Here is a 25330-nt window from a genome sequence, read left to right on the forward strand (position 1 = left end):
GGAAATCTTCAGGTTTCCGACCCGAAAAACTCGAGTTTTTCGGCGTGTTTTCCTGCAGGAAAACACACCCCACTCCAATCATCCCATCGGATGCCGGTAACTGGCCGAATACTGGCCCGTGGCGTGATGTTCCAACTGCCGCTCGATATCGCCAAGCAGCGACGACGCGCCGAAGCGGAACAGGTCGGGGCGCAGCCAGCGGTCGCCCAACTCCTCCTTGATCATCGAGAGATAGACCAGCGCGTCCTTGGCCTTGGAGATGCCGCCAGCAGGTTTGTAGCCCACCTTGAACCCGGTCGCGGCCTCGTAGGCCCGGATGGCGCGGATCATGGTCAGCGTCACGGGCAGGGTTGCGTTCACGCTTTCCTTGCCGGTCGATGTCTTGATGAAATCGGCCCCCGCCATCATGCACACGAGCGAGGCGCGCGCCACATTGCGCAGCGTGCCCAACTCGCCCGTGGCAAGGATCGCCTTGACATGCGCATCCCCGCAGGCGGCGCGAAACTCGGCCATTTCGTCATAAAGCGCCTGCCAGTTCCCGGTCAGGACATGGCGGCGCGAGATGACGATGTCGATCTCTTTCGCGCCGGCCTTCACGCTTTCCTCGATTTCCTTCACCCGCAGATGATAGGGCGACAAACCGGCGGGAAAGCCGGTGGACACGGCGGCGATGGGAATGCCCGTCCCCTCAAGCGCCTCGACCGCCGTGGGCACCATCTCGTGATAGACGCAGACGGCGCCGGTCGTGATCGCGGGCAGGTCGAGCGCATCCAGAATGTCGGCGCGCACCGGTTGGCGGGCCTTGGCGCAGAGGCGCCGCACGCGCCCCGGCGTGTCATCGCCCGCCAGCGTCGTCAGGTCGATGCATGTGACCGCGCGGGCCAGCCACGCGGCCTGGTAGGCCTTTTTCACGCTGCGGCGGCCGGGCAGGGTGGCGGCGCGACGTTCGATGGCCGAGGTGTTGGCCTGCACCCGCGCGACCCAGTCGAGGTCGAGCCCAGTGCCTGCATTGCGCGGTAGATGGAGTTGCGGCAACTGGTCGGACGGAGCGGTCCGCACGCTGGCATCCGTGGCGGTCTGGGCGTCGGTCATGATCTGTCGCGCTGTCTTGGATCGGTCGGGCGAAACCGTGTCACGGGCGGCGGGCGAAGGCAAGCTTGACCAAACGGTCAAAACATGGGTGCGGGCGCCCCTCCAGTAGGGCACTGTGAACGGGGCGCACCGCCCGCACATGTCCGCCCTGCCAGCGGCCGCGGTCGCGGACAATGTCGGCGTTCAGCTTCCGCAGCGCCTCCAATTCGGACATGCCGCGCGCGCGGTAGGTTGCGACGAACCGTGCGATTGCGGCGTCCGGGATGTGGAGCGTTCGGGCGCGCCGCCGCTCTGCCGCGATGGCACGTTGCCCCGGCGCAAATGGAAAGGCCCGCTGGACCACACGGGCCCTTGCCGGAGCGGGCGACCGTATGCGCCGCCGCCGCCCAATGCGGGTCGCCAAGCGTCTAAGCGTCACGACACTCAACAAGATACCAACCACAATGAAACCGGTGTCGCCCATGACGCCCCCGCATAGCTCGAGTCACGCCGGTCCTACCGCCCGGTGTTGACGGAAACGGGGCGGATTTGAGGGAATTCTGCTGCGCAGCGCGGGCGCAAAAAAATCAGCCCCGCGCCTTGGTGAGGATGGGCGCGGGGCTGGTGTGACGCCGCCGGTGAGGGTGACGGCGTATCGATGTCAGGTGATCATGACGCGGTCGGGCCGGCCTCGAGCACATCCTCAAGCGTGCGCAGCCCGGTCTTGGGGGCCTGCACCAGAACCGCCATGTTGCCGGGTTTGTGTTCGTTGCGGCGCATCTTCATATGCGCCTCGGGCAGGTCGTCCCAGGGAAAGACTTCGGACATGCAGGGGTCGAGGCGACGCTCGAGCATCAGCTTGTTGGCCGCGGACGCCTGCTTGAGATGCGCGAAATGGCTGCCCTGCAGACGTTTCTGGTGCGACCACATGTGGCGCACGTCGAAGGTGCAGTTATAGCCCGAGGTGCCGGCGCAGATCACGACCATGCCGCCGCGCTTGACGACAAAGGTCGAGACGGGAAAGGTTGCCTCGCCCGGATGCTCGAAGACCATGTCGACATTCACGCCCTTGCCGGTGATGTCCCAGATCGCCTTGCCGAATTTGCGGACCTCGCCGAACCATTCCTTGTATTCCTCGGTGCCGACTTCGGGCAGGCGGCCCCAGCACTTGAAATCCTTGCGGTTGATCACGCCCTTGGCGCCCAGGTCCATGACGAACTGGCGCTTGTCCTCCTCGGAGATCACGCCGATCGCATTGGCGCCGGCCGTGTTGATCAACTGGATTGCGAACGAACCAAGGCCGCCCGACGCGCCCCAGACGAGAACGTTCTGGCCCGGTTTCAGGTCGTGCGGCTCGTGGCCGAAAAGCATCCGGTAGGCCGTGGCCAAGGTGAGCGTGTAACAGGCCGACTCTTCCCAGCTCAGGTGCTTGGGCCGCGGCATCAGCTGTTGCGCCTGCACGCGGGTGAATTGGGCAAAGCTGCCATCGGCGGTCTCGTAGCCCCAGATACGCTGCGACGGTGACAGCATCGGGTCGCCGCCGTTGCATTCCTCGTCGTCGCCGTCATCCTGGTTGCAGTGGACGACGACCTCGTCGCCAACCTTCCAGCGTGTGACCTTGTCGCCCACGGCCCAGACGATCCCCGCCGCGTCCGAGCCGATCACCGCATAGGGCGCCTTGTGCTGCAGGAACACCGATACCGGCTGCCCCAGACAGGCCCAGACACCGTTATAGTTCACGCCCGCTGCCATCACGAGAACCAGCACGTCATGGCTGTCGAGCTTGGGGGTGTCGATGACTTCGACCTTCAGCGCCTCGGTCGGTTCGCCATGCCGTTCCTGCCGCAGCACCCAGCCATACATCTGCGCCGGGACATGCCCGAGGGGCGGGATCTCGCCCATCTCGTAAAGGTCTTTCTTGGGCGCATCGTAGTCCGCGATCGCGGGGTTGCTGTCGAGTGCCATGACCGGGCGTCCTCCTTGGTCGGTGCGATGCCGCAATGCGGAATCGTGTCTTGATGCTGCAGCAACTCATAGATTCAGCCGCGCAACAAAGCAAACAGGAAAATGCCGGTTCGTGAAATATTATGTCGCAAGCGGTCAGCGGTAGCCTGCCGCCTTCAGCCACTGCCGGATCTCGCGGCCGACCGTTTGCGCCTCGGGATTGTGGTGGTTGGGATCCGTCACTTTGACCACCGTGCCACTGGCCAGTTCAAACGCGAGGCCATGGCCGCCGGAGTCCAGACAGCGCCCGCTCATCACGTCGTCGACCTCGGCCAATGGGTAGGTTTCCGTCTTGGTGCCCAGCGGTTTGTGCCGGCTGACCGTTGCCAGACCGTTGGTTCTGCTCAGATGCAACTGGTTCGGCCCGGCGTGCCAGGCTGCCGCCGCCCCAAAGCCCGCAAAGATCAGGCCAACCAGAATGGCAAGGAAATTCGGCGGGTCCGCCAATCCGGCCAGAATAGCCAGGAGCGCCCCCATCCCGCCGAAGAAAAACAGGAACAGACCGCCCCTGCGCGGACAATCCACAATCAGGCTGTCATCAGTCTGTACGGTTATTCGCACGACACCACCTTGGGCGTTTCAGAGATGGGATCGAGCAGATGCGCGACGGAATTGGCATAGAACGCCACGATGGGGCGGCCGGGGTCGGTGACCTCGATCCGGTCCCCATCGCGCGTGATCATGCGACGCTCCATCAGGCCGCGCAGCCCGACCTCGACCGTATAGTCAGGGTCGGCGCGGGGCACGTGAACCGTGATGCCGGCCGCGTCAGCCGCGGCGATCTGCGCGGCGACCCGACGCGTCAGGGCGGCGTGGCTGGTGACGCCCTGGGCCAGGGCATGCGCCACCAGAGGCACCGGCGTCACGGGCATGACACGCGCGATCCGGTCCATCAGGTTCGCCCCCAGCGCCTCGGCGTCGTCCACGTGACCCTGCGACAGGAACTCGGTCAGGCTGAGCGGGTCGCCGAAACTGACCGCGGCATAGCCATAGCGGTGGAACCGGCCCGTCAGGCGCAACCAGATCTGCCGCCGCAGATAGCGATAGATCGGGCGGACGGAAAACCGAAAGCGCCGCGTGCCGTTCAGATGCGCGTCGATCAGATTGCGGTCTTCCATCACCCGGTCGTAATTCAGCGCCACCGGCACAAAGACCACGTCGCGCGAGACGCCCGGCTGGAACCCGTCGAGGATGTACGAGATCAAACCCAGCTTCGGTTTGCCAAGCGCACCGGTCCGGCTGAGCCCGCCTTCGGGAAAGACCGCCTGCGTGACGCCCGCCTCGGTCGCCATCTGCACATAGCGGGCCAGCACCCTGCGATAGAGCGCGTTGTTGTAGCGGCGGCGGATGAAATAGCCGCCCATGGCGCGCACCAGTTGCCGCAGAGGCCAGACCCGCGCCCATTCCCCCACCGCATAGGCCAGCGCCGAGCGTTCGGCCACCAGCCACGTCACCAGCACGTAATCCATGTTCGAGCGGTGGTTCATCACGAAGATGACGGTGGAGGTCGTCGGCACCGATTCGAGCGCCGGGTCATTGGCATGGGCCAGACGCACGCGATAGAGTGACTGGCTGAGCAGGCGCGCGACACGGATGGCAAAGCTGAAATAGGTAAAGGCGGAAAAGCCGGGCACGATCTCGCGGGCGTAGCGTTCGGCCTTCTGGAAGGCGACATCCTCGCGGATGCCGTTTGCATGGGCATGATCCGCGATCGCCTGCGCCACCTCAGGGTCGTAGATCAGCCGCCGAACCGTATCCATGCGGCGCGCCAGTTTGAAGGGCTGGATCGGGCGGGCCAGCCGCGTGTTGAGCTGCTCGACCGCCGCCTCGAGCCTACGCCGCAGGAACCAGCGCACCGACGGAAACAGAAAGTGCGAGGCAAAGGTAACTGCGGCGAACAGCAGGATCAGGATGAACAGCCAGAGCGGCAGGGTTACCGGGGTCGTCATGGCCTGCAAGCTGGCAGTATTGCGCGCGCAAAACAATCGCTGCCGTTGCGCCGGCCAAAGGATCGCGGCACGATGGTTCAACTTTTTCGTGCTACGGTTCCGCCTGAGCCCTGCATCCCCGGCTTGCCGCAACGCAGCGAATTGACAGGGACAGATTGTTTTACATATATCCCACTGTGCGCAATGAAATTGCGGCAAACTGATTCAGGAGGCCCGCCCGTGACCGCCCAAACCCGTGACAAGCCATGGCTCATCCGTACCTATGCCGGTCATTCCACCGCCAAGGCGTCGAACGCGCTTTACCGCGGCAACCTGGCCAAGGGTCAAACGGGCCTGTCGGTCGCGTTCGATCTGCCGACCCAAACGGGCTATGACAGCGACCATGTCCTTGCACGGGGCGAGGTGGGCAAGGTCGGGGTTCCGATCTGCCATCTGGGCGACATGCGAACGCTGTTCGACGAGATCCCGCTTGAGCAGATGAACACCTCGATGACGATCAACGCCACCGCGCCGTGGCTGTTGTCGCTCTACATCGCCGTGGCCGAGGAACAGGGCGCCGACATTTCCAAGCTTCAGGGCACGGTGCAGAACGACCTGATCAAGGAATACCTCAGCCGCGGCACCTATATCTGTCCGCCGAAACCTTCGCTGCGCATGATCGCGGACGTGGCCGAGTACTGCTATACCAACGTGCCCAAGTGGAACCCGATGAATGTGTGTTCCTACCACCTGCAAGAGGCCGGCGCGACGCCCGAGCAGGAACTGGCCTATGCGCTGGGCACCGCGATTGCCGTGCTGGATGAGTTGCGCCCGTGCGTCCCGGCGGAAGACTTCCCGCGCCTGGTCGGGCGCATCTCCTTCTTCGTGAATGCCGGCATCCGCTTCGTCACCGAGATGTGCAAGATGCGCGCCTTCGTCGATCTGTGGGATGAAATCTGCGCCGAACGTTATGGCGTCGAAGATGCGAAATACCGCCGCTTCCGATATGGGGTGCAGGTCAACTCGCTCGGCCTGACGGAACAGCAGCCGGAAAACAACGTCTACCGCATCCTGATCGAGATGCTGGCCGTGACGCTCTCGAAAAAGGCCCGCGCCCGCGCCGTGCAGCTGCCCGCCTGGAACGAGGCGCTGGGCCTGCCGCGCCCCTGGGATCAGCAATGGTCGATGCGCATGCAGCAGATCATGGCCTTTGAAACCGACCTTCTGGAATATGGCGATCTGTTCGACGGTAACCCCGTTGTCGATGCCAAGGTCGAAGAGTTGAAAGCGGGCGCGCGCGCCGAACTGGCCAATCTCGACTCGATGGGCGGGGCCGATCGCCGCAATCGAATACATGAAGTCGCGGTTGGTCGAGTCCAATGCCGATCGCGTCGGCGGGATCGAACGTGGCGACACGACCGTTGTCGGCGTGAACAAGTACACCCAATCCGAACCCTCGCCGCTGATGGGCGAGGATGGCGGCATCATGACCGTCGATCCCGGTGTCGAGGCCGACCAGATTGACCGCCTGAACGCCTGGCGCGAGGCGCGGGACGAAGCCGCAGTGCAAGGCGCGCTGGCCGATCTGCGCGCCGCCGCCACCGAGGGGCGCAACATCATGCCCGCTTCGATCGCCGCGGCCAAGGCGGGTGCGACGACCGGCGAATGGTCGGGCGTCATGCGCGCGGTTCACGGTCAGTATCGCGGGCCCACCGGCGTGTCGAAATCGGTGTCGAACAAGACCGAAGGGCTGGATGACATCCGCGCCGCCGTGGATGCCGTCAGCGACAGCCTGGGACGCCGGCTGAAATTCCTCGTGGGCAAGCCGGGGCTCGACGGCCATTCCAATGGTGCCGAGCAAATCGCCTTCCGTGCGCGCGATTGCGGCATGGATATTTCCTACGAAGGGATTCGCCTGACCCCGGCCGAAATCATCGAAGCCGCCAAGACCGAAGAGGTTCATGTCATTGGCCTGTCGATCCTGTCGGGCAGCCACATTCCCCTGATCCGCGAGGTCATGGACCGTCTGCGCGCCGAAGGCATGGATCATATTCCCGTCCTTGTCGGTGGCATCATTCCGGACGAGGACGCGCAAACCCTGTTGGGCTATGGCGTGGCGCGCGTGTACACGCCCAAGGACTTCGAATTGAACCGGATCATGATGGATATCGTGGCCTGCGCCGACCCGGAATCCATTGCGGCCGAGTGACTCCGGAATATTTGGCCAAGTCGACCAGTTAACCTTTTGCCTTGCCCTTGCGACAAAAACGTCGCAAGGGAAATGAAGTATGACTTTACGGCAATGGGAATTGGGACGAAACGAATGGCCAAGAACCTCGAAAAGATGTCGCTTGAAGAGTTGAAGGCCCACCGCAAGGAGGTGGATGCCGCGATTGCCGATTTCGAAAAACGAAGGAAACAGGAAGCCCTGATTGCCGCGCAAAAGGCGGCGCAGGAGTTCGGGTTTTCCCTTGAGGATGTCATGGGCGCAAAAGGCGCAAAGACCAAGACCAAGGGCGTTCCGAAATACGCCAACCCCGACGATGGCAGCCAGACCTGGACCGGGCGTGGCCGTCAACCGCAATGGATCAAGGATGCCCTTGCCGCAGGCAAGTCGCTGGACGATCTGGCAATCTGAACCATGACCATTCACATTGGCGCCAAGCCGGGCGAGATCGCGGAAACCGTTCTCATGCCCGGCGACCCGCTGCGTGCGAAATGGGCGGCGGAAACCTTTCTGGAAAACCCGGTCTGCGTGAATGAAATCCGCGGCATGCTGGGCTTTACCGGCACCTGGCGCGGCAATCCCGTCACGATCCATGGATCGGGCATGGGAATGCCCAGCCTGTCGATCTATGCCAATGAATTGATCCGCGATTACGGGGCCAGGACGCTGATCCGCATCGGCTCGACCGGCGCTATGCAGGATTATGTCAAACTGCGCGACGTGGTTCTGGCAATGACCTCCTCGACCCTGTCGACCCCATCGCGGGGTATCTTTCGCGAATTGAATTTCGCCCCTTGTGCCGATTACGGATTGCTCGAAGCGGCGAATGCAGCGGCACGGGCGAAGGGCATCACGACCCATGTTGGCGGAATCTATTCCTCGGATGTCTTCTATGATGAACGCCCCGATCTGAACGAGCAGATGACCCGCCACGGTATTTTGGCCGTCGAAATGGAGGCGGCCGAGCTGTATACCCTCGCCGCGCGCCACGGGTGCCGCGCGCTGGCGGTGCTGACGGTGTCGGATCATCTGCTGACGCACGAGGCGTTGCCCTCGGAAGATCGGCAATCGTCCTTTTCCGATATGGTCGAAATCGCGCTCGAGGCGGCCTTCGCATGAAACTGAAGCGGAGGATTGCAGGCCAGAAGGTTGGGGCCGTCGGCCTTGGCTGCATGAGCTTCGGCGGCGTTTACGGCGCCACGACCGAGGGCGAAAGCCACGCTTGCCTGGCCGCCGCCATCGATCTGGGCATCACCCATTGGGATGTGGCCGAGATCTATGGCATGGGCATCAGCGAGCGGGCGATCGGGGCCTATCTGGCGCAAACGAACGCGCCGGTCACCCTGGCGACCAAGGCGGGCATCTACCCCAAGCCGACCCGCCATTTCCGCAACGACGCCGAGGCGCTGCGCCGCTCGCTCGAAGGATCGCTCGAACGCTTGGGCCGTGACAGTGTCGATCTGTTCTACATCCACCGCCGCGAGGCCGACCGCCCCATCGAAGAGGTGATGGAAACGCTGGCGGGCTTCATCGCCGAGGGGCTGATCGGGGCCATCGGCCTGTCCGAGGTGGCCCCCGCGACCCTGCGGCGCGCCCATGCGGTCCATCCCGTGGCCGCCGTGCAGTCGGAATACTCGCTTTGGACGCGCCAGCCCGAGCTTGGCATGATCCAGACCTGTGCCGAGCTTGGCGTGACCTTCGTGGCCTTCTCACCCGTGGGGCGCGGCATCTTCGCCGATCGCTTTCCACGGCGCGAAGACTTCCCGCCCGAGGATTTCCGGCAGGCCAACCCCCGTTTCGTCGAGCCGAATTTCAGCGCCAACAAGGCCGCCATCGCCCCGTTCCAGGATTGGTGCCGCGCGCGCGGCTGGTCCACGGCCGCTACGGCGGTGGCCTGGACGCTGGCACAGGGCGACCACATTCTGCCCATTCCGGGCACGCGAACGGCGGCGAACCTGCGCGACCTCGTCCGCGCCGACGACATCGTCCTGAGCGCGCAGGATCTGGCCGAGATCGAGGCGATCCTGCCCGCGGGCTTTGCCCATGGCGACCGCTATTCCGATGCGCAATACGGTGGGGTGGAGCGCTATTGCTGACGCGCTCTACCCGGTGCCGGATCAGATCACCACGACATCCAGCGGCGGAAAGCCGTTGAACCCGACAGAGGCATAGCTCGACGTGTAGGCACCGCAGGCCCGGATCAGGATGCGGTCGCCGGCCTTCAGCCCCAGTGGCAGGGACACGGGACGTTTCTCGTACAGCACATCGGCGCTGTCGCAGGACGGGCCGGCCAAGATGCAGGGGCCCATCGCCTCGTGATCGCGGTCGGTGACGAACTGGTAGCGGATCGCCTCGTCCATGGTTTCGGCCAGCCCCGAGAATTTGCCGATATCCAGCATCACCCAACGGTGCAGATCGTCATGCGACTTGCGCGAGACCAGCAGAACCTCGGCGGCGATCAGTCCAGCCTCGGCCACCAGGCCACGGCCGGGTTCGGCCATGATGCGGGGTACGTCGCCAAACCGCTCGGCGACCAACTCGGCCACGCGGGCGGCATAGGCCGTCGGGTGCGGAATGTCGTCGCCGTAAAACGCCGGGAACCCGCCGCCGATGTTCAACAGGTCGAGCTCAAAACCCGCGGCACGACCGGCGTGCCACACCTGCGCGATCTGGTCGAGGACCGGCGCCCACATCATCGGGTCGCGCGTCTGGCTGCCGACATGGAAGGACAGGCCGACCGGGCGCAGCCCCAGCGCGCGTGCCTGCGCCATCAGTTCCAGCGCGACGTCATGCGAGGTGCCGAATTTGCGCGTCAGCGGCCAGTCTGCGCCCGAGGCGTCGACCAGCAGGCGGATATAGACCTGCGCGCCGGGAGCATGCTCGGCGATCTTTTCCAGTTCTTCGGCGGCGTCGGCGGCAAAGATCTCGACCCCGACAGCATGGGCAAAGGCGATGTCGGCGGGTTTCTTGACCGTGTTGCCGAACGAAATGTCCTCGGCATGGGCGCCGGCGGCAAGGCAAAGCTCGATCTCGCGGCGCGAGGCGGCGTCGAAATGCCCGCCGATGGCGGCCAGACGCTCGAGGATCTCGGGGGCGGGGTTGGCCTTGACGGCATAGTGGATGGCGGCGCGGCCAAGTCCGGCGGAAAGCGCGTGATACTGCGCTTCGACGCGGTCGATATCGAGGATCAGCGTCGGGCGCTCGAAGACATGCGCGCGGGCAAAGGACTCGAGGCGCGACGAAACGGGGGCTGCGGCCGAAAGGCCGGTAAACGTAGCAGTCATGGTCATCTCCGATAAGACCGGGGGCCCGGATAGGCCGGCTCAGTGCCGAAAGGAGACGTTACCGTCGCTACGTAACTGCGGTGGTTGGGCCTGTGGGGCTTGCCACCCGTGACAGAGGCGCGTGCGTTGGCGTCCGTGCGCAGGCAGATGGGGCCAAACGCGAGTCGGATCAAGGGGTTTCTTCGAGTGCTGACAATTTTTTCTTTGCACGCGTTTTCCTCGAGGAAAACGGAAAGGAATTCTCAAGAATTCCTGCTCGAAAAACGCGCGTTTTTCGGCCACTAGCGCCCGTGGCTGCGGACGTAGCCATTTACGGGTGGCGCTGTGTGGCCCGGCGTGGCGGCGCAGTCGAACAGCTCGACCAACAGCGGATGACAGGGCGCGGTGTCGCTGGAATGCTCGGCCCCGCAATCGCCGCCGGGGCAGGCCGACAGCGCACCAAGCAGGTCGATCTCGGCCAGAAAATCGATGTGATCGCCGGGGCGCACGGGGCTGGCCTTCATGAAATACTGGCCGGTGTCGCGGGTGAACCCGGTGCACATGAAGACGTTCAGCACGTCATGGACATGGCCCTCGGCCTCGGCCAGGGGCAGGCCGGTTTCCTCGGCCAGTGCGCGGGTCAGGTTGGAATGGCAGCAGTGGTGATACTGTCCGCCCGACAAGAGGTTGTGCGTGTAGGGATCGCAGCGCGTGCCGATCACGTCATGGACCGACCCGCCGAACGGGTCGATGCCGTACCAATCCAGGCTATCGGCGACGATCGTCGCCATCGGGCGCAGCGCCGGAAAACTGGACCACAGCCGGTCGCCGGTGGTCACGTGGGTGCCATGAAGGGCGCGGGCTTGCCGGAATAGAACCGCTCGGACAGGTCGTCGGCATTCCACAGGTTCAGATCGCCCACCTGCGGCCCCTCGATGCTGCGTATGCGGATCACTTGGCCGGCCCTGGCGCGAAAGGTTCGGGCCTCGCGCGGGGGGACGACGCACCTCGTGCCGTTTCACCAGCCCTTCACGGGCCAGCCGCATGCGCATGGGGTCGGGCGCCGGCAGGGTCGAGACCGGATAACAGATCACCGGGGCAATGGCCCGGCGGGCCTCGGCGTCGGGTGGGGGGCTGTGTCGCGGCGATGTCATCTCGGGGCGCCTGTTTTCTTCACGGCCCGAGGATCGCAGAAAACCGCCGCCATGCAAGCATGGGCACCGGCGACAGGCCGACTGCCCCGCCCCGATCAGGGTCCGCCGGTGCGGCGGGGCCCCGGAACACGGCAGCGCTCAGGCGGCGACGGGCAGGTCGATATACTCGTTGTCGTCCAGCTCGGGCTGCTTCTCGGGGGTATAGTAGGCCCAGGCCTGTTCCAGAACCGCAAGGGCTTCTTCGGCGGGCGATTGGGCGGGCGTGTGCTGTTGCTCGGTCATGGTGCCTCTCAGGCGTAATCAATGACCCTCCCTCGGACGCAAAGGTATGCCTTGGTGGACCACTGTACATCCGACAGTTCGGCAATACCGCCATGCACGACGCGAAAACCTGACGCAGCGGCAGGCCGGTCAGCCGCTCGACCGCCTGCATCATGGCCTTGCCCGTGCAACGGGTCCAAAGGGCGGGCCATGAAAAAACCTCCCCGGAGGTCCGGAGAGGTCATCCCGTGCGGCGCAAACGGGCCGTTTGGCTGTCGATCAGAGCTGTCGCTCGACCATCATCTTCTTGATCTCGGCGATGGCCTTGGCCGGGTTCAGATCCTTGGGGCAGGTCTTGGCGCAGTTCATGATCGTGTGGCAGCGATAGAGTTTGAACGGATCTTCCAGATCGTCCAGACGCTCGCCCGTCGCCTCGTCGCGGCTGTCGATGATCCAGCGATAGGCATGCAGCAGCGCGGCCGGCCCAAGGTAGCGGTCGCCGTTCCACCAGTAGCTGGGGCACGAGGTCGAGCAGGAGGCGCACATCACGCACTCATAAAGACCGTCGAGTTTCTTGCGATCCTCGATCGACTGGCGCCATTCGTGTTCGGGGCGCTGCGTCTTGGTCTCCAGCCACGGCATGATGCTGGCGTGCTGGGCGTAGAAATGCGTCAGGTCCGGGATCAGGTCCTTGACCACGGGCATGTGGGGCAGGGGGTAGATCTTCACGTCGCCCTTGATCTCGTCCATGCCGTAGATGCAGGCCAGCGTGTTGATGCCGTCGATATTCATCGCGCAGGACCCGCAGATGCCCTCGCGGCAGGACCGGCGGAAGGTCAGCGTGGGGTCGATCTCGTTCTTGATCTTGATCAGCGCGTCCAGAACCATCGGCCCGCACGTGTCCATGTCGACCCAGTAGGTATCGACGCGCGGGTTTTCGCCATCGTCGGGGTTCCAGCGATACACCTGGAACTTGCGCAGGTTCGTGGCGCCCTCGGGCTTGGGCCATGTCTTGCCGGTCTTGATGCGGGAATTCTTGGGCAGGGCCAGTTCAACCATAATGCTTTCTCCGGTCTCGGTCCGTCGGGCGCGTCAGTAGACGCGCGCCTTGGGCTTGATCTTGTCGAGGTCGATGCCGCCCTCGTTGTGCCCGATCAGCGGGTTCAGGTGCACAGGGCGGTAATCCAGGTCGACCTTCTCGCCATCGACGACGGCCAGTGTGTGCTTGCGCCAGGTTTCGTCGTCGCGATCGGGGTAATCCTCGTGCGCGTGGGCGCCCCGGCTTTCCTTGCGCGCCTCGGCCGAGACGATGGTGGCCATCGCGTTCGGCATGAGGTTGGTCAGCTCCAGCGTTTCCATCAGGTCCGAGTTCCAGATCAGCGACTTGTCGGTCACATGAAGGTCGTCGAGCTTGGAGGCGACGCCTTTCATCTTTTCGACCCCCTCGGCCAGCGTCTTGTCGGTGCGGAAAACGGCGGCGTCGGCCTGCATCGTCTTTTGCATCTCAAGGCGCAACTCGGCGGTCGGCGTGGCCCCGTTCGCATGGCGGATGCCGTCGAAGCGCGCCAGCGCGTAGTCGAGCGAGGCGCGCGGCACGTCCGGCGTCGCCTCGGACGGGTCCACCACCTCGGCGGCGCGAATGCCGGCGGCCCGCCCGAATACCACAAGGTCGATCAGGCTGTTCGAGCCAAGGCGGTTCGCCCCGTGCACACTGGCACAACCCGCTTCGCCCACGGCCATCAGGCCGGGCACGATCGCGTCGGGGTTCTTTTTCGTCGGGTTCAGAACCTCGCCCCAGTAGTTCGTGGGGATGCCGCCCATGTTGTAATGCACCGTCGGCAGCACCGGGATCGGTTCCTTGGTGACATCGACCCCGGCAAAGATGCGCGCCGATTCCGAGATGCCCGGCAGGCGCAGGGCCAGCGTTTCGGGCGGCAGGTGGTTCAGGTGCAGGTGGATGTGATCCTTGCCCTCGCCCACGCCGCGGCCTTCGCGGATTTCCATCGTCATGCAGCGCGATACCACGTCACGGCTGGCCAGATCCTTGTAGGTGGGCGCATAGCGTTCCATGAACCGCTCCCCCTCGGAATTGGTCAGGTAGCCGCCTTCGCCACGCGCCCCCTCGGTGATCAGGCAGCCCGCGCCATAAATTCCGGTCGGGTGGAACTGCACGAACTCCATGTCCTGTAGCGGCAGGCCCTGGCGCGCGACCATGCCGCCGCCGTCGCCGGTGCAGGTATGCGCCGAAGTGGCCGAGAAATAGGCGCGGCCATAACCGCCCGTGGCCAGCACGACCATCTTGGAGCGGAAGACATGCAGCGTGCCGTCATCCAGTTTCCACGCCACGACGCCGACGCAGCGGCCGTCCTCGGTCATCAGCAGGTCGGTCGCGAAATACTCGATGTAGAATTCCGCGTTGTTCTTCAGCGACTGGCCATAAAGCGTATGCAGGATGGCATGCCCGGTGCGGTCGGCGGCGGCGCAGGTGCGCTGCACCGGGGGGCCTTCGCCGAACTCGGTCGTGTGACCGCCAAAGGGGCGCTGATAGATCTTGCCCTCTTCGGTGCGGCTGAACGGAACCCCGTAATGCTCCAGCTCGTAGACGGCCTTGGGCGCCTCGCGGGCGAGGTATTCCATCGCGTCCGTATCACCCAGCCAGTCCGACCCTTTCACGGTATCGTACATGTGCCAGTGCCAGTGGTCCGGCCCCATGTTGCCAAGGCTGGCGGCGATCCCGCCCTGGGCTGCGACCGTATGGCTGCGCGTCGGGAAAACCTTGGTCACGCAGGCGGTCTTGAGGCCCTGTTCGGCCATGCCAAGCGTGGCGCGCAGGCCCGATCCGCCGGCCCCCACCACCACGACGTCATAATCGTGCTCGGTGATGTCATAGCTTGCCGTCATGTTTGTCATGTCTTTCATCGCGGAACCTCTCCTGCTTCAGAGCGCGATTTGCGCCAGCGCGACGATGCCGGCCGCCGCGATGGCGTAGCTGACAATCGTCATGGCGATGATCCAGATCTTGCGCGCCAGACCCTGCACATAGTCCTCGATCAGCGTTGTCACACCGAGGCGGAAGTGATGCATGCCCACAACCAGAAAGGCCGCGACGACCAGCGCCGGGATCGGCCGCCCGAGGCTGGCCACAACCTCGGCGTGTGTCGCGCCCAGCAGCGGCCCGATCACGGCCAGGAAAAACGGGGTCAGAACAAGCAGCGCCACCGAGGTGACGGTCATGCTCCAGAAGTGATGCGTGCCGGTATGGGCCGAACCCAGCCCTTCGACACGCTTGCGGTCGGTCATGTAGCCCATGGCGTGTCTCCTCAGATCGCGATCAGTGTCAGGAAGGTGAGCGCGACCGATCCGATGATCATGCCCCAGCCCATCTTGTCGGCGGTGTCCACCTCGAGGCCGCGTCCGGTGTCCCAGATCAGGTGCCGCACGCCGCCAAGCGCATGATACCAAAGGCCGAGCACCGACAGCGACATCACGATATCGCCGAGCACCGAGGTGATCAGACCGTTCACCGTGTCGAAATAGGCCGCCCCCGTGGCCGCCGCGATGAGCCACCAGACGATCAGCACCGCCGAGACCAGCATCGCGTTGCCGGTGATGCGGTTCAGGATCGAAGTGATGGAATTGAGCTGCGGGCGGTAGACCTGCAGATGCGGTGACAGCGGACGGTTGCCGCGGTTCACGTCGGCCATGGCGGACACCCCTTTTGGTTGAGCTGTGGTCGGGTCGTTTGCCCATATCCATAGCGGGTTTTGCGGAACTGTCACGTCGAATGGCAAGAAATCGGGGCCGAATCCTGGGTCTAAACGCCGCAATTTGCATTTTGTGATCACGAAATTTCAACGTGTGATCACGAACTGTGCGCCTCGTCACGGTCTTGGCGATGACAAACACCGCGGTGCCGCCGCCCTGCGCAAGGGCCCGTCGCTCAGCAGCGGAAACCGCCCCGGCACATCGCACAGAGATCCCGCACACGGCGCACCGATCGACAAACGCCTGTCCGGAAAACGCGAGTTTTCCGGACGGTTTTCTCGAGAAAACCGGCCCCGCCTAGACGGGCATCAGCGCCCAGTAGTCGAGGTCCAGCAGGACATGCGGCAGGTACTTGCCATCCTCGCCCTTCAACTGCCCGGCCATGCCGCCCTCTTTCACCGCGACCAGCCGCAGGCGGATCGCGCCAACGCCCGGCGCCGGCGTTTCGGCGATCTCCAGCACCTCGGACCAGGCGCGCACGGTGTCGCCTGCGAAACACGGGTTGGTGTGGCTGCCGCCGTTGATCGCGACGAGGCATTGCGCATTGGCCAGCCCGTTGAAGGACAGTGCCCGCGCCATCGACATGACGTGACCGCCATAAATCAGGCGCTTGCGATCCTCGCGCGGGGTGGCGTCGAAATGGGTTTTCGACGTGTTCTGCCACAGGCGCGTGGCCATCATGTGCTCGGCTTCCTCGATGGTGACGCCATCGACATGGTCGATGACCTCGCCCACCTGATAATCCGACAGGCGATGCGGCTCGCCGGCCTGGACGAAATCATAGGCCGAAAAATCGATCCCGCCGGGCATGACCAGCTTTTCCGGTTTCACCGACGGGGCAAGCTCGGGCACCACCGTTTCGGGCGCGGGGGCATCGAGGTCGCGTTTGCGCACCATCACCCAACGGGCGAATTCCATCACCGCCAGACCGTGCTGGTTGCGCCCCGTGGTGCGCACATACACCACCCCGGTCTTGCCCGAACTGTTCTGTTTCAGCCCGATCACCTCGGACGAGGACCGGATCGTGTCGCCCACATAGACCGGCCGCAGCCAGCGCGCCTCGGCATAGCCGAGATTGGCCACCGCGTTCAGCGAGACATCCGGTACCGATTTGCCGAACACGATGTGAAACGCCGCCAGATCGTCCAACGGGCTTTCGGGCAGCCCGCTGGCGCGCGCGAACTCGTCCGAGGAATAGAGCGCGTGGCGCGCCGGGTAGAGCGCGTGATAGAGCGCCCGCTCGCCGCCCGATACCGTGCGCGGCACCGCATGCTGGATCACGTCGCCGACGGTGTAATCCTCGAAGAAACGGCCGGGGTTGGTCTTGGCCTGCGGGCCTGCATCCTTGGGCATGAGGTCACTGCGCTCCCAGTTTCATGTCAGGGGAATAGGGGGTGTCTACCTCTTTGGTGACGGCCTGCCCGCAGCGCATCACGCCGCGGGCCGCGTCAAAGGCGTATTGCGGGTCGCCATATGGCGTCCACCCCTTCGCGATCGCCTCCGACACCTTGTGGCAAAAGGCCTGCGTGTCGTCTTCGGTCAGGAAGCGGTAGAGGGTCATGCGCCCCCCACGGGGAAGGGGTAATACCCCAGCCAGGTGTGGATCAGCGCGACGATGCCATAGAGCACCAGCGCCACACCAAAGGCGATCGCGTCGTTCTTGACGCTGGGATTGGCGGGGCGCTCCCAGGTCGGTTCGGCCTTGTTGATCAGGATCACCGACAATACCGCCCAGAACAGCATGCCCCCGAACAGCAGGATCGAGGCCAGATCGCCGTTCACCAGCAGGTGCCCAACCGCCCAGCTTTTCACGCCGGTCAGCTGTTTGTGGCGCACGCGGGCCGACATCGTGCCGGCGACGCCCGAAAGCGCAAAGAACCAGAACCCGATCAGCACCAGCAGGTTGCTGATATGGATCATGAAACTCGGCGGAACCCAGACGGTCACCAGCGCGGCCGACCGATAGCCGATCACCATCAGCACGATGGCGGCCAGCAGCGCCACGGCCACCAGCCCCTTGCCCTTGTCGCCCATCGCGGCCCGCTTGGCCGGGACCAGCCGCTTGAACAGATGCCCGCCGATCCAGAGCGCGATGCCGAGAATAAGTAGTAGGTAGCCCATGGTAGCCTCTCCACTGCTGCCGAATTGCGTTGCTTGCGGACCTGACACGAGTGCGGGCCGCAAGCAAGATGTCAGGCGGCCTCGGCGGCCTCCAGCTCGGCAATGGCGCGCGCCTTGGCCAGCGTGGCGCGGGCGGTGTCGACATGCAGGTTTTCGACGATCTTGCCATCGACCACGGCCACGGCCTGACCTTCGGCCACGGCCTCCTCATAGGCGGCGATCTGTCGGCGGGCGAGGTCGATCTCGTCGTCCGACGGGGCGAAGACCTCGTTCGCGATCGCGACCTGCGCGGGGTGGATCACCGTCTTGCCGTCGAACCCGTAATCGCGCCCTTCCTCGCATTCGGCACGCAGACCCTCCTCATCGCGGAACGCGTTGTAGACACCGTCGACGCAGACGATGCCATGCGCGCGCGCCGCCAGAAGACAGGTCTGCAACGAGGTCAGCATCGCGCCACGCGTGCGGCTGCCCAGTTCCTTGGCCAGGTCGTTGGTGCCCATGATGAAGCCCGCCATGCGCGGGGCCTCGGCGATATGCATCGCGTTCAGGATGCCCATCGGCGTTTCCATCATGGCCCAGATGGTCGTGTTCGCGGTCTCGGAATAGGCATCCAGCCGGTCGGCCAGTTTCTCGATATCGGTGGCCTTGTTCACCTTGGGCACGAGAATCGCCTGCGGCCCGATTGCGGCGATGGCGTCCAGATCGTCATTGCCCCATTCTGTGTCGAAGCCATTGATGCGCACCAGCTGCGCGCGCGGGCCATAGCCGCCCCGGGCCAGTGTTTCGGCCAAAAGCTTGCGTGCATTGGGTTTTTCCTCGGCCGCGACGGCATCTTCGAGGTCGAAGATGATCGCGTCCACGGCCATGGTCTTGGCCTTTTCAAGCGCCCGGGGCTTGGAGCCCGGAATATACAGAACCGACCGATACGGGTGCGCGCGATGTCCCATGAGACCCTCCGCATATCTTGGTATGCCATCCTTTGGCGCGTCAGGAACCATGCTGCCGACGTGAAATCAAGTTAAAAATGCTGCGCCGCAGAAGAAATATTGTTGCGCGCCGCCGTGCGTTTCGGGTGTCGGCGGCTTGCGCAGAGGGCGCAAGTCGGGCGCTCTTCAATCCCCGGTTGCGTGCGCATCGCCGCAATCCCGCCAGAGAGAATCGCAGGCCCATGGGCCCTGGCGGTCGGGGCCCGCGCCGGCGGTGCAGGGGTGAAATGGCCGACGTCCCTCGCAAGGCGGCCCCCGCATCGCGTGCGGTGCCGGCTCGAATTGTCCTGTCAAAGCAGGTGTTTGCCGCCCCCCGCCGGGGCCTGCGCCGGCGATTGGCCGGGCCGCCGCGCCGCAGCGGGCTTGCGCGAGGCGGGGCGTGCGGCTACCCCTCCCGGCAATATCAACGAGGGACTTGGAGAACAATCTCATGGCCAGACCCAAGATTGCACTGATCGGCGCAGGCCAGATCGGTGGCACGCTTGCCCACCTCGCCGCGCTGAAGGAACTGGGCGATGTCGTCCTGTTCGACATTGCCGAGGGCACGCCCCAGGGCAAGGCGCTCGACATCGCCGAATCCGGCCCGTCCGAGAAATTCGATGCCAAGCTCAAGGGCACGAACGACTATGCCGATATCGCGGGCGCCGATGTCTGCATCGTCACCGCCGGTGTCCCGCGCAAGCCGGGCATGAGCCGCGATGACCTTTTGGGCATCAACCTCAAGGTCATGAAGGCCGTGGGCGAAGGCATCCGCGACAATGCCCCCGACGCGTTCGTCATCTGCATCACCAATCCTCTCGACGCGATGGTCTGGGCGCTACAGCAATTCTCGGGCCTGCCCCCGGAAAAGGTCTGCGGCATGGCCGGTGTGCTGGACAGCGCCCGCTTCCGTCATTTCCTGGCCGAGGAATTCGACGTCTCGATGAAGGATGTCACCGCCTTCGTGCTGGGCGGCCATGGTGACACGATGGTGCCGTCGGTGCGCTATTCGACCGTCGCCGGCATCCCGCTGCCCGACCTTGTCGAAATGGGCTGGACCACGCAGGACAAGCTGGACGCCATCGTGCAGCGCACCCGTGACGGCGGCGCCGAGATCGTCGGCCTGCTGAAAACCGGCTCGGCCTTCTATGCGCCCGCCACCTCGGCCATCGAAATGGCCGAAGCCTACCTCAAGGATCAAAAGCGCGTCCTGCCCTGTGCCGCTTGGTGCGACGGGCAGTTCGGGCTCAAGGGCTTCTACGTCGGCGTGCCCACCGTGATCGGCGCGGGCGGTATCGAGCGCATCGTCGAGATCCAGCTGACCAAGGACGAACAGGCTATGTTCGACAACTCGGTCAACGCCGTGAAGGGCCTTGTCGACGCCTGCAAGGGCATCGACGAAACCCTCGCCTGATCGGCGGTCTTTGAGAAAGCCAAAGGGCGGCCCTGGTGGCCGCCCTTTTTCGTGGCTCATTGCGATGGCACGTTGCGCTGATGCACGTAGCGTCCGCCGATATGTCGCCAGACGCCATAGGGCTGGTTGATCCCACGGTAGTTCTGTACCCAGAGGTCGGGAAACCCCTCGGACAGCTGCGCGGTATCCAGCCAGGCCGCCACGCCGGTGGTCTGGTAGGCCGGCCGAAGCGCACCACCCGGCGCGGCGGTGAAGACGAATGTGCCCACCCCCGTGATGCCGTAGCTGTATGTGCTCACCCCATGCTCCACCACCAGGATGCGCCGGCCATCCGGCAGGGCAGCCAGGCTGGCTGACACATCCGTTTCAGGCTGTTGCGCGAGGACGCCCGCCATGACTTGCGCGGCCAGCGCCGTCGCCTGCGGGTCGCGCAGCTGCGGGTCCACGCGGACGAAGCGCGCGCCATCGGTTGCGGGCGTGACCACCGGCGCGGTCAATGGGGCCGCACCGCAGGTGGCCATGGCGCGATCCACCGCCGCCGGGCGGTTGCCCAGCACATAGGGCAGGGGGTTCGAGTCCGCCTGATACAGCGCGACGGTCACGCTTTGCGCGTTGCGCAAGGCGCGCAGCAACGTGCCATGGCGGGACGGGTCATAGGGGATCGCTGCATGCTGGTACTCCACCAGGTTCAGCGGCGTCATGTAGAGGCGGTGGGTCTGCCCGCCATCCACCCGAATGAACACGGGCAAGAGCGGCTCATGACCGAATGCACCGCCAAAAGCCACCAAGCCGATTTCGAACGGCCCGCCACCGCGGCAGGTCAGCATCAGGCAAGCGGCATTCTCGCCGCGGGTCCAGCAGGCCCCTTGCCCCGGCCCAAAGCGGTCGGGGTCGAAGATCGGGCCCCAGCCATTCGTCTGGGCGGTGGCTGACCCAAGGGCCGCACCCGCCAGGCCGACCAGCACAGCCGCCCCTATGGCGCGACCGACGGTAAGAATGCGCATCTCAAATCCCTGTTCGCAAACGATAACGTCGGTTGGAAAAATGCCGACCACACCGGGGTTTGGGCAAGGGTTTTCTCATCCGGGGGTGGTTGACTTCACCCCCGTCCGGTCGCTTCATCGCCGCGTGACCAAAAGGACGCCGCCCATGCCCCGCGATTTCGACGCCGAACTGGAACAGCGCCTGTTGCGCTACACCGCCATCGACAGCCAGAGCGACGAGACCTCGCCCAGCCAGCCCTCGACCGCGATCCAGCTCGACATGCAGCACCTGCTGGTGGCGGAATTGAGGGAAATGGGCGCGCAGGACGTGACCCTCACCGATTATGGCGCGGTGCTGGCCACCATTCCCGGCACCGTGCCGGGCCCGACCATCGGCTTTCTCGCCCATGTCGATACGGCCCCGCAGTTCAACGCCACCGGGGTCAAGCCGCGCGTCATCCGCGGGTATAATGGCGGCGCGATCACCTACCCCGATGCGCCCGAATTGCAATTGACCCCCGAGGCGTTTCCCTACCTTGCCGAAAAGCAGGGCCATGACATCGTCACCGCCTCGGGCACGACGCTCTTGGGGGCCGATGACAAGGCGGGGGTCGCGATCATCATGACCGCCGCGCGCCAGATGCTGGCCGACCCCGCCATGACACGCGGCCCCGTGCGCATCGCCTTTACCCCCGACGAGGAAATCGGACGCGGTGTGGACGAACGCCTGCCGCAGGATCTGGGCGCCGATTTCGCCTACACCTTCGATGGCGGCAAGGTCGGCGAACTGGAATACGAGACCTTCTCGGCCGATGGCGCCCATGTCGAGATCGAGGGCGTGTCGATCCACCCCGGCTTCGCCACCGGCAAGCTGGTCAACGCCCTGCACCTCGCGGCCAGGATCATCGACATGCTGCCGCAAGCCACCATGACGCCCGAGACGACCGCCGATCGCGACGGGTTCTGGATGGTGACCGACCTCAATGGCAATGCGGCCCATGCCAGCCTGCGGTTCATCCTGCGCGATTTCGAGCGCGAGGGCCTGGCCGCCAAGGGAGAGATGATCAGACAGGTCTGCGCCGCTGTGCAGACGACCGAACCGCGCGCCAGGATCACCTGCGAGATCCGCAAGCAGTATCGCAACATGCGCTACTGGCTCGAGCAGGACATGACGCCGGTCGAGCTTGCGCGCGATGCACTGCGCGAACTTGGGCTGGAGGCGGTCAGCGTGCCGATCCGGGGCGGCACCGATGGCTCGCGCCTGACGGAAATGGGGGTGCCGTGCCCCAACCTCTTTACCGGCATGCAGAATATTCACGGGCCGCTGGAATGGATCTCGGTGCAGGACATGGCCCTGGCCACGCGGCTTTGCCTGACGCTGACACAGCGGGCGGTCCAGACCGAGTCGCCGGCGACGTCCTGAGTCGTTTCAGTATGCCGCCGCATACATCTGATGCCGCTAACGTGTGATCACACTTTTTCCGGCTGTGATCACAAATGTCGGTTTTTGTAGCCTGAACAGGGCTTCGCGCGGTTTTTGCCTGTAATGCGCGTTCCGGTTGTGCTTAAGCGTTAGGCGACTAGCACCAGTGACGGGACAGTTTCATGAACATTCATGAATACCAGGCGAAGGCCCTGCTTCGCGACTACGGCGCCCCGGTTTCCGAAGGTCACCTCGTGACCCGGGCCGAAGAGGCAAAGACAATTGCGGGCGAACTCGACGGACCCATTTGGGTGGTCAAGGCGCAGATCCACGCCGGCGGCCGCGGCAAGGGCCACTTCGTCGAGGAGATCGCGGGCGAAAAGGGCGGTGTGCGCCTGGCCCGGTCGGTCGAAGAGGCCGCCGAAGAGGCCAAGAAGATGCTCGGCCGTACCCTCGTCACGCATCAGACGGGCCCTGCCGGCAAGCAGGTCAACCGCGTCTATATCGAAGACGGCTCGGACATCGCCCGCGAGCTGTACCTTGCCTTTCTCGTCGACCGTCAGAGCAGCCGCATCTCGATCGTCGCCTCGACCGAAGGTGGCATGGATATCGAGGACGTCGCGGCCTCGACCCCCGAGAAGATCCTGAATTTCTCGATCGATCCGGTCACGGGCTACATGCCCTATCACGGCCGCCGCGTCGCCTTCGCCCTCGGGCTCGAGGGGCCGCAGGTCAAGCAATGCGTGTCGCTTCTCGGCTGCCTCTACAAGGCCTTCACCGAGAAGGACATGGAGATGCTCGAGATCAACCCGCTGATCGTCACGACCGACGGCAATCTCAAGCTGCTCGACGCCAAGCTGGGCTTTGACGGCAACGCGCTCTATCGCCAGCCCGACGTGGCCGACCTGCGCGACGTGACCGAGGAGGACCCCAAGGAACTCGAAGCGTCCAAATACGACCTCAACTACATCGCGCTCGATGGCGAGATCGGCTGCATGGTCAACGGCGCGGGCCTGGCCATGGCGACCATGGACATCATCAAGCTCTATGGCGCCGAACCGGCCAACTTCCTCGACGTGGGCGGCGGTGCGACCAAGGAAAAAGTGACCGAGGCGTTCAAGATCATCACTTCCGACGAGAACGTGAAGGGCATCCTGGTCAACATCTTCGGCGGCATCATGCGCTGCGACATCATCGCCGAGGGCGTGATCGCTGCGGTGAAGGAAGTCGGCCTTCAGGTGCCGCTGGTGGTGCGCCTCGAAGGGACCAATGTCGAAAAGGGCAAGGAGATCATCGCATCCTCGGGCCTGAACGTGATCGCGGCAGACGACCTCAAGGACGGTGCCGAGAAGATCGTCAAAGCGGTCAAGGGGTAAGGAAAATGGCAGTCCTCGTAGACAAGAACACCAAGGTCATCTGTCAGGGCTTCACCGGCTCTCAGGGCACTTTCCACTCCGAACAGGCCATCGCCTACGGCACCAAGATGGTCGGCGGCGTCACCCCCGGCAAAGGCGGCCAGACCCATCTGGACCTGCCCGTCTTCAACTCGGTGCACGAGGCCAGGCACGCGACCGAGGCCAACGCATCGGTCATCTACGTGCCCCCGCCCTTTGCCGCCGACTCGATCCTCGAGGCGATCGACGCCGAGATGGACCTGATCGTCTGCATCACCGAAGGCATCCCGGTGCTCGACATGATGAAGGTCAAGCGCGCGCTGGAAAACTCGGATGCGGTCCTGATCGGGCCGAACTGCCCCGGTGTCATCACGCCCGACGCCTGCAAGATCGGCATCATGCCCGGCCATATCCACAAGCGTGGCAAGGTCGGCGTCGTGTCCCGCTCAGGCACGCTGACCTACGAGGCGGTCAAGCAGACCACCGATGTGGGCCTTGGCCAGTCGACCTGCGTCGGCATTGGCGGCGACCCGATCAAGGGGACCGAACATATCGACGTGCTGGAATGGTTCCTCGCCGATGACGAGACCGAGGCGATCATCATGATCGGCGAGATCGGCGGCTCGGCCGAGGAAGAGGCCGCCCAGTTCCTTGCCGACGAGAAGAAAAAGGGCCGCTGGAAGCCGACCGCAGGCTTCATCGCGGGCCGTACCGCCCCGCCGGGCCGTCGCATGGGCCACGCCGGCGCCATCGTCGCCGGCGGCAAGGGCGGTGCCGAGGACAAGATCGAGGCGATGCAAAGCGCCGGGATCGTGGTCGCCGACAGCCCCGCCGGTCTAGGCGAGGCAGTCCTGAAAGCGATCGGCTGACATCATGCCCACCCGCGCAGACACATGCCGGATCGCAGGGCGGGCCACGGGCACGCGGCCCGTGACCGCCTGGCCGGCCTGCGCGGGGGGCACACCCGGTCGGGACGGGGCACGCCACGCCCGGTCCGTGACCGCCGGCCGGAACACGCCCCCCGGACAACGGGGGGGCCGTGACATGGCCCGGCAGCCGCAAGGGACAGGCGTATAGCTACGGGGAGGAGCCGCAGCCATGACGACGGAAAAGGAACTCAGCCGGATCGCCTATTGGCGCATGGCCCACGGTCTCGGGGCCGCGGCCCTTCTGGCGCTGGCCGCCGCGACCTTCGTCGCGCTGCCCACCCCGCCGCAAGCCGCGCTCGAGATGGCGCCGCCCGTACCGCTTGGCGTTCCCCTGTCCGAGGGTGCGGCGATCACCATGGCGTCGAACGACTGATATTTCACTGCGCCGCCGCGCCCGGTCTTGCGCGCCGGCGGCGACCCGCTCACCA

The 25330-nt window shown here is 64.7% G+C and carries 24 protein-coding genes and 2 pseudogenes; 9 read left to right on the forward strand and 17 right to left on the reverse strand.

The features are described from left to right. Positions 1 to 78 precede the first annotated feature (78 nt). The 5 genes from deoC to ROSELON_RS08020 all read right to left on the reverse strand — a co-directional run bounded on the left by deoC (position 79) and on the right by ROSELON_RS08020 (position 5024). Positions 79 to 1092 (reverse strand): deoxyribose-phosphate aldolase, encoded by a 1014-nt coding sequence (deoC, locus tag ROSELON_RS08000; protein WP_025311890.1) that lies wholly within the window; start codon positions 1090 to 1092, stop codon positions 79 to 81. Positions 1093 to 1132: 40 nt separating this feature from the next. After that, a complete protein-coding gene (locus ROSELON_RS08005; RefSeq protein WP_156945893.1) occupies positions 1133 to 1555 on the reverse strand; it encodes a hypothetical protein in 423 nt (140 codons plus the stop codon). 185 nt (positions 1556 to 1740) lie between these two features. Then, on the reverse strand, positions 1741 to 3036 hold the full coding sequence (ccrA, locus tag ROSELON_RS08010) for a crotonyl-CoA carboxylase/reductase (RefSeq protein ID WP_025311892.1): 1296 nt from the start codon (positions 3034 to 3036) through the stop codon (positions 1741 to 1743). A gap of 135 nt (positions 3037 to 3171) precedes the next feature. Beyond that, positions 3172 to 3636: a hypothetical protein gene (locus tag ROSELON_RS08015; protein WP_156945894.1), complete on the reverse strand. Its 465-nt coding sequence runs from the start codon at positions 3634 to 3636 to the stop codon at positions 3172 to 3174. Further along, a complete protein-coding gene (locus tag ROSELON_RS08020) occupies positions 3627 to 5024 on the reverse strand; it encodes a 1-acyl-sn-glycerol-3-phosphate acyltransferase (RefSeq protein ID WP_025311894.1) in 1398 nt (465 codons plus the stop codon). The genes ROSELON_RS08015 and ROSELON_RS08020 overlap by 10 nt, the downstream gene beginning before the upstream one ends. A 183-nt stretch (positions 5025 to 5207) precedes the next feature. Between ROSELON_RS08020 and ROSELON_RS08025 the strand changes: the two are divergent. The 4 genes and pseudogenes from ROSELON_RS08025 to ROSELON_RS08040 all read left to right on the forward strand — a co-directional run bounded on the left by ROSELON_RS08025 (position 5208) and on the right by ROSELON_RS08040 (position 9326). Further along, positions 5208 to 7212, forward strand: a pseudogene (locus ROSELON_RS08025) (protein meaA). Positions 7213 to 7326: 114 nt separating this feature from the next. Further along, positions 7327 to 7641: an H-NS histone family protein gene (locus ROSELON_RS08030; protein ID WP_025311895.1), complete on the forward strand. Its 315-nt coding sequence runs from the start codon at positions 7327 to 7329 to the stop codon at positions 7639 to 7641. 3 nt (positions 7642 to 7644) lie between these two features. Continuing rightward, complete coding sequence (deoD, locus tag ROSELON_RS08035) at positions 7645 to 8349, forward strand: purine-nucleoside phosphorylase (protein WP_025311896.1); 705 nt, start codon at positions 7645 to 7647, stop codon at positions 8347 to 8349. Further along, the gene (locus tag ROSELON_RS08040) at positions 8346 to 9326 is read left to right on the forward strand and encodes an aldo/keto reductase (RefSeq protein ID WP_025311897.1); all 981 of its coding nucleotides are present in this window, start codon (positions 8346 to 8348) and stop codon (positions 9324 to 9326) included. Before deoD ends, ROSELON_RS08040 begins: the two co-directional genes overlap by 4 nt. 21 nt (positions 9327 to 9347) lie before the next feature. Here the strand turns inward: ROSELON_RS08040 and ROSELON_RS08045 are convergent, their stop codons facing one another. The 11 genes and pseudogenes from ROSELON_RS08045 to ROSELON_RS08090 form a co-directional block, all read right to left on the reverse strand. Continuing rightward, on the reverse strand, positions 9348 to 10514 hold the full coding sequence (locus tag ROSELON_RS08045; RefSeq protein WP_025311898.1) for a type III PLP-dependent enzyme: 1167 nt from the start codon (positions 10512 to 10514) through the stop codon (positions 9348 to 9350). A gap of 281 nt (positions 10515 to 10795) precedes the next feature. Beyond that, positions 10796 to 11647: pseudogene (locus tag ROSELON_RS08050) on the reverse strand (urea carboxylase-associated family protein). A 138-nt stretch (positions 11648 to 11785) separates the two neighbouring features. Continuing rightward, entirely contained in the window at positions 11786 to 11929 is a 144-nt protein-coding gene (locus ROSELON_RS18410) for a hypothetical protein (RefSeq protein WP_198020797.1), read from the reverse strand. Between the two features lie 258 nt (positions 11930 to 12187). Further along, positions 12188 to 12967: a succinate dehydrogenase iron-sulfur subunit gene (locus ROSELON_RS08055; RefSeq protein ID WP_025311899.1), complete on the reverse strand. Its 780-nt coding sequence runs from the start codon at positions 12965 to 12967 to the stop codon at positions 12188 to 12190. 33 nt (positions 12968 to 13000) lie between these two features. Further along, entirely contained in the window at positions 13001 to 14818 is a 1818-nt protein-coding gene (sdhA, locus tag ROSELON_RS08060) for a succinate dehydrogenase flavoprotein subunit (protein WP_407059680.1), read from the reverse strand. Between the two features lie 27 nt (positions 14819 to 14845). Beyond that, positions 14846 to 15217 (reverse strand): succinate dehydrogenase, hydrophobic membrane anchor protein, encoded by a 372-nt coding sequence (gene sdhD, locus ROSELON_RS08065; protein WP_025311901.1) that lies wholly within the window; start codon positions 15215 to 15217, stop codon positions 14846 to 14848. An 11-nt stretch (positions 15218 to 15228) separates the two neighbouring features. Then, positions 15229 to 15612, reverse strand: a complete 384-nt coding sequence (gene sdhC / locus ROSELON_RS08070) for a succinate dehydrogenase, cytochrome b556 subunit (RefSeq protein WP_025311902.1) — start codon at positions 15610 to 15612, stop codon at positions 15229 to 15231. A 358-nt stretch (positions 15613 to 15970) separates the two neighbouring features. Further along, positions 15971 to 17026: a MaoC family dehydratase gene (locus tag ROSELON_RS08075; protein ID WP_025311903.1), complete on the reverse strand. Its 1056-nt coding sequence runs from the start codon at positions 17024 to 17026 to the stop codon at positions 15971 to 15973. Between the two features lie 4 nt (positions 17027 to 17030). Beyond that, on the reverse strand, positions 17031 to 17234 hold the full coding sequence (locus ROSELON_RS08080; protein WP_025311904.1) for a DUF1737 domain-containing protein: 204 nt from the start codon (positions 17232 to 17234) through the stop codon (positions 17031 to 17033). Beyond that, a complete protein-coding gene (locus tag ROSELON_RS08085; RefSeq protein WP_025311905.1) occupies positions 17231 to 17794 on the reverse strand; it encodes an NnrU family protein in 564 nt (187 codons plus the stop codon). The genes ROSELON_RS08080 and ROSELON_RS08085 overlap by 4 nt, the downstream gene beginning before the upstream one ends. 71 nt (positions 17795 to 17865) lie before the next feature. After that, positions 17866 to 18741: an HpcH/HpaI aldolase/citrate lyase family protein gene (locus tag ROSELON_RS08090; RefSeq protein ID WP_025311906.1), complete on the reverse strand. Its 876-nt coding sequence runs from the start codon at positions 18739 to 18741 to the stop codon at positions 17866 to 17868. 469 nt (positions 18742 to 19210) lie between these two features. On the opposite strand from ROSELON_RS08090, the gene mdh reads away from it, so the two are divergent. Further along, on the forward strand, positions 19211 to 20173 hold the full coding sequence (mdh, locus tag ROSELON_RS08095; protein ID WP_025311907.1) for a malate dehydrogenase: 963 nt from the start codon (positions 19211 to 19213) through the stop codon (positions 20171 to 20173). Positions 20174 to 20229: 56 nt separating this feature from the next. Here the strand turns inward: mdh and ROSELON_RS08100 are convergent, their stop codons facing one another. Continuing rightward, positions 20230 to 21177, reverse strand: a complete 948-nt coding sequence (locus tag ROSELON_RS08100; RefSeq protein ID WP_156945895.1) for a hypothetical protein — start codon at positions 21175 to 21177, stop codon at positions 20230 to 20232. Positions 21178 to 21322: 145 nt separating this feature from the next. On the opposite strand from ROSELON_RS08100, the gene pepT reads away from it, so the two are divergent. The 4 genes from pepT to ROSELON_RS08120 all read left to right on the forward strand — a co-directional run bounded on the left by pepT (position 21323) and on the right by ROSELON_RS08120 (position 25275). Next, positions 21323 to 22579 carry a peptidase T gene (gene pepT, locus ROSELON_RS08105; RefSeq protein WP_025311909.1) on the forward strand — a complete coding sequence of 419 codons (1257 nt, stop codon included), beginning with the start codon at positions 21323 to 21325 and terminating at the stop codon, positions 22577 to 22579. Positions 22580 to 22761: 182 nt separating this feature from the next. Next, positions 22762 to 23955, forward strand: coding sequence for an ADP-forming succinate--CoA ligase subunit beta (sucC, locus tag ROSELON_RS08110; RefSeq protein ID WP_025311910.1), 1194 nt, complete (start codon positions 22762 to 22764; stop codon positions 23953 to 23955). A 5-nt stretch (positions 23956 to 23960) separates the two neighbouring features. Beyond that, the gene (gene sucD, locus ROSELON_RS08115) at positions 23961 to 24842 is read left to right on the forward strand and encodes a succinate--CoA ligase subunit alpha (RefSeq protein ID WP_025311911.1); all 882 of its coding nucleotides are present in this window, start codon (positions 23961 to 23963) and stop codon (positions 24840 to 24842) included. Between the two features lie 229 nt (positions 24843 to 25071). Then, positions 25072 to 25275, forward strand: coding sequence for a hypothetical protein (locus ROSELON_RS08120; protein ID WP_025311912.1), 204 nt, complete (start codon positions 25072 to 25074; stop codon positions 25273 to 25275). The last annotated feature ends 55 nt before the right edge of the window (positions 25276 to 25330 follow it).

It is taken from the genome of Roseibacterium elongatum DSM 19469, from assembly GCF_000590925.1.
GTDB lineage: Bacteria > Pseudomonadota > Alphaproteobacteria > Rhodobacterales > Rhodobacteraceae > Roseibacterium > Roseibacterium elongatum.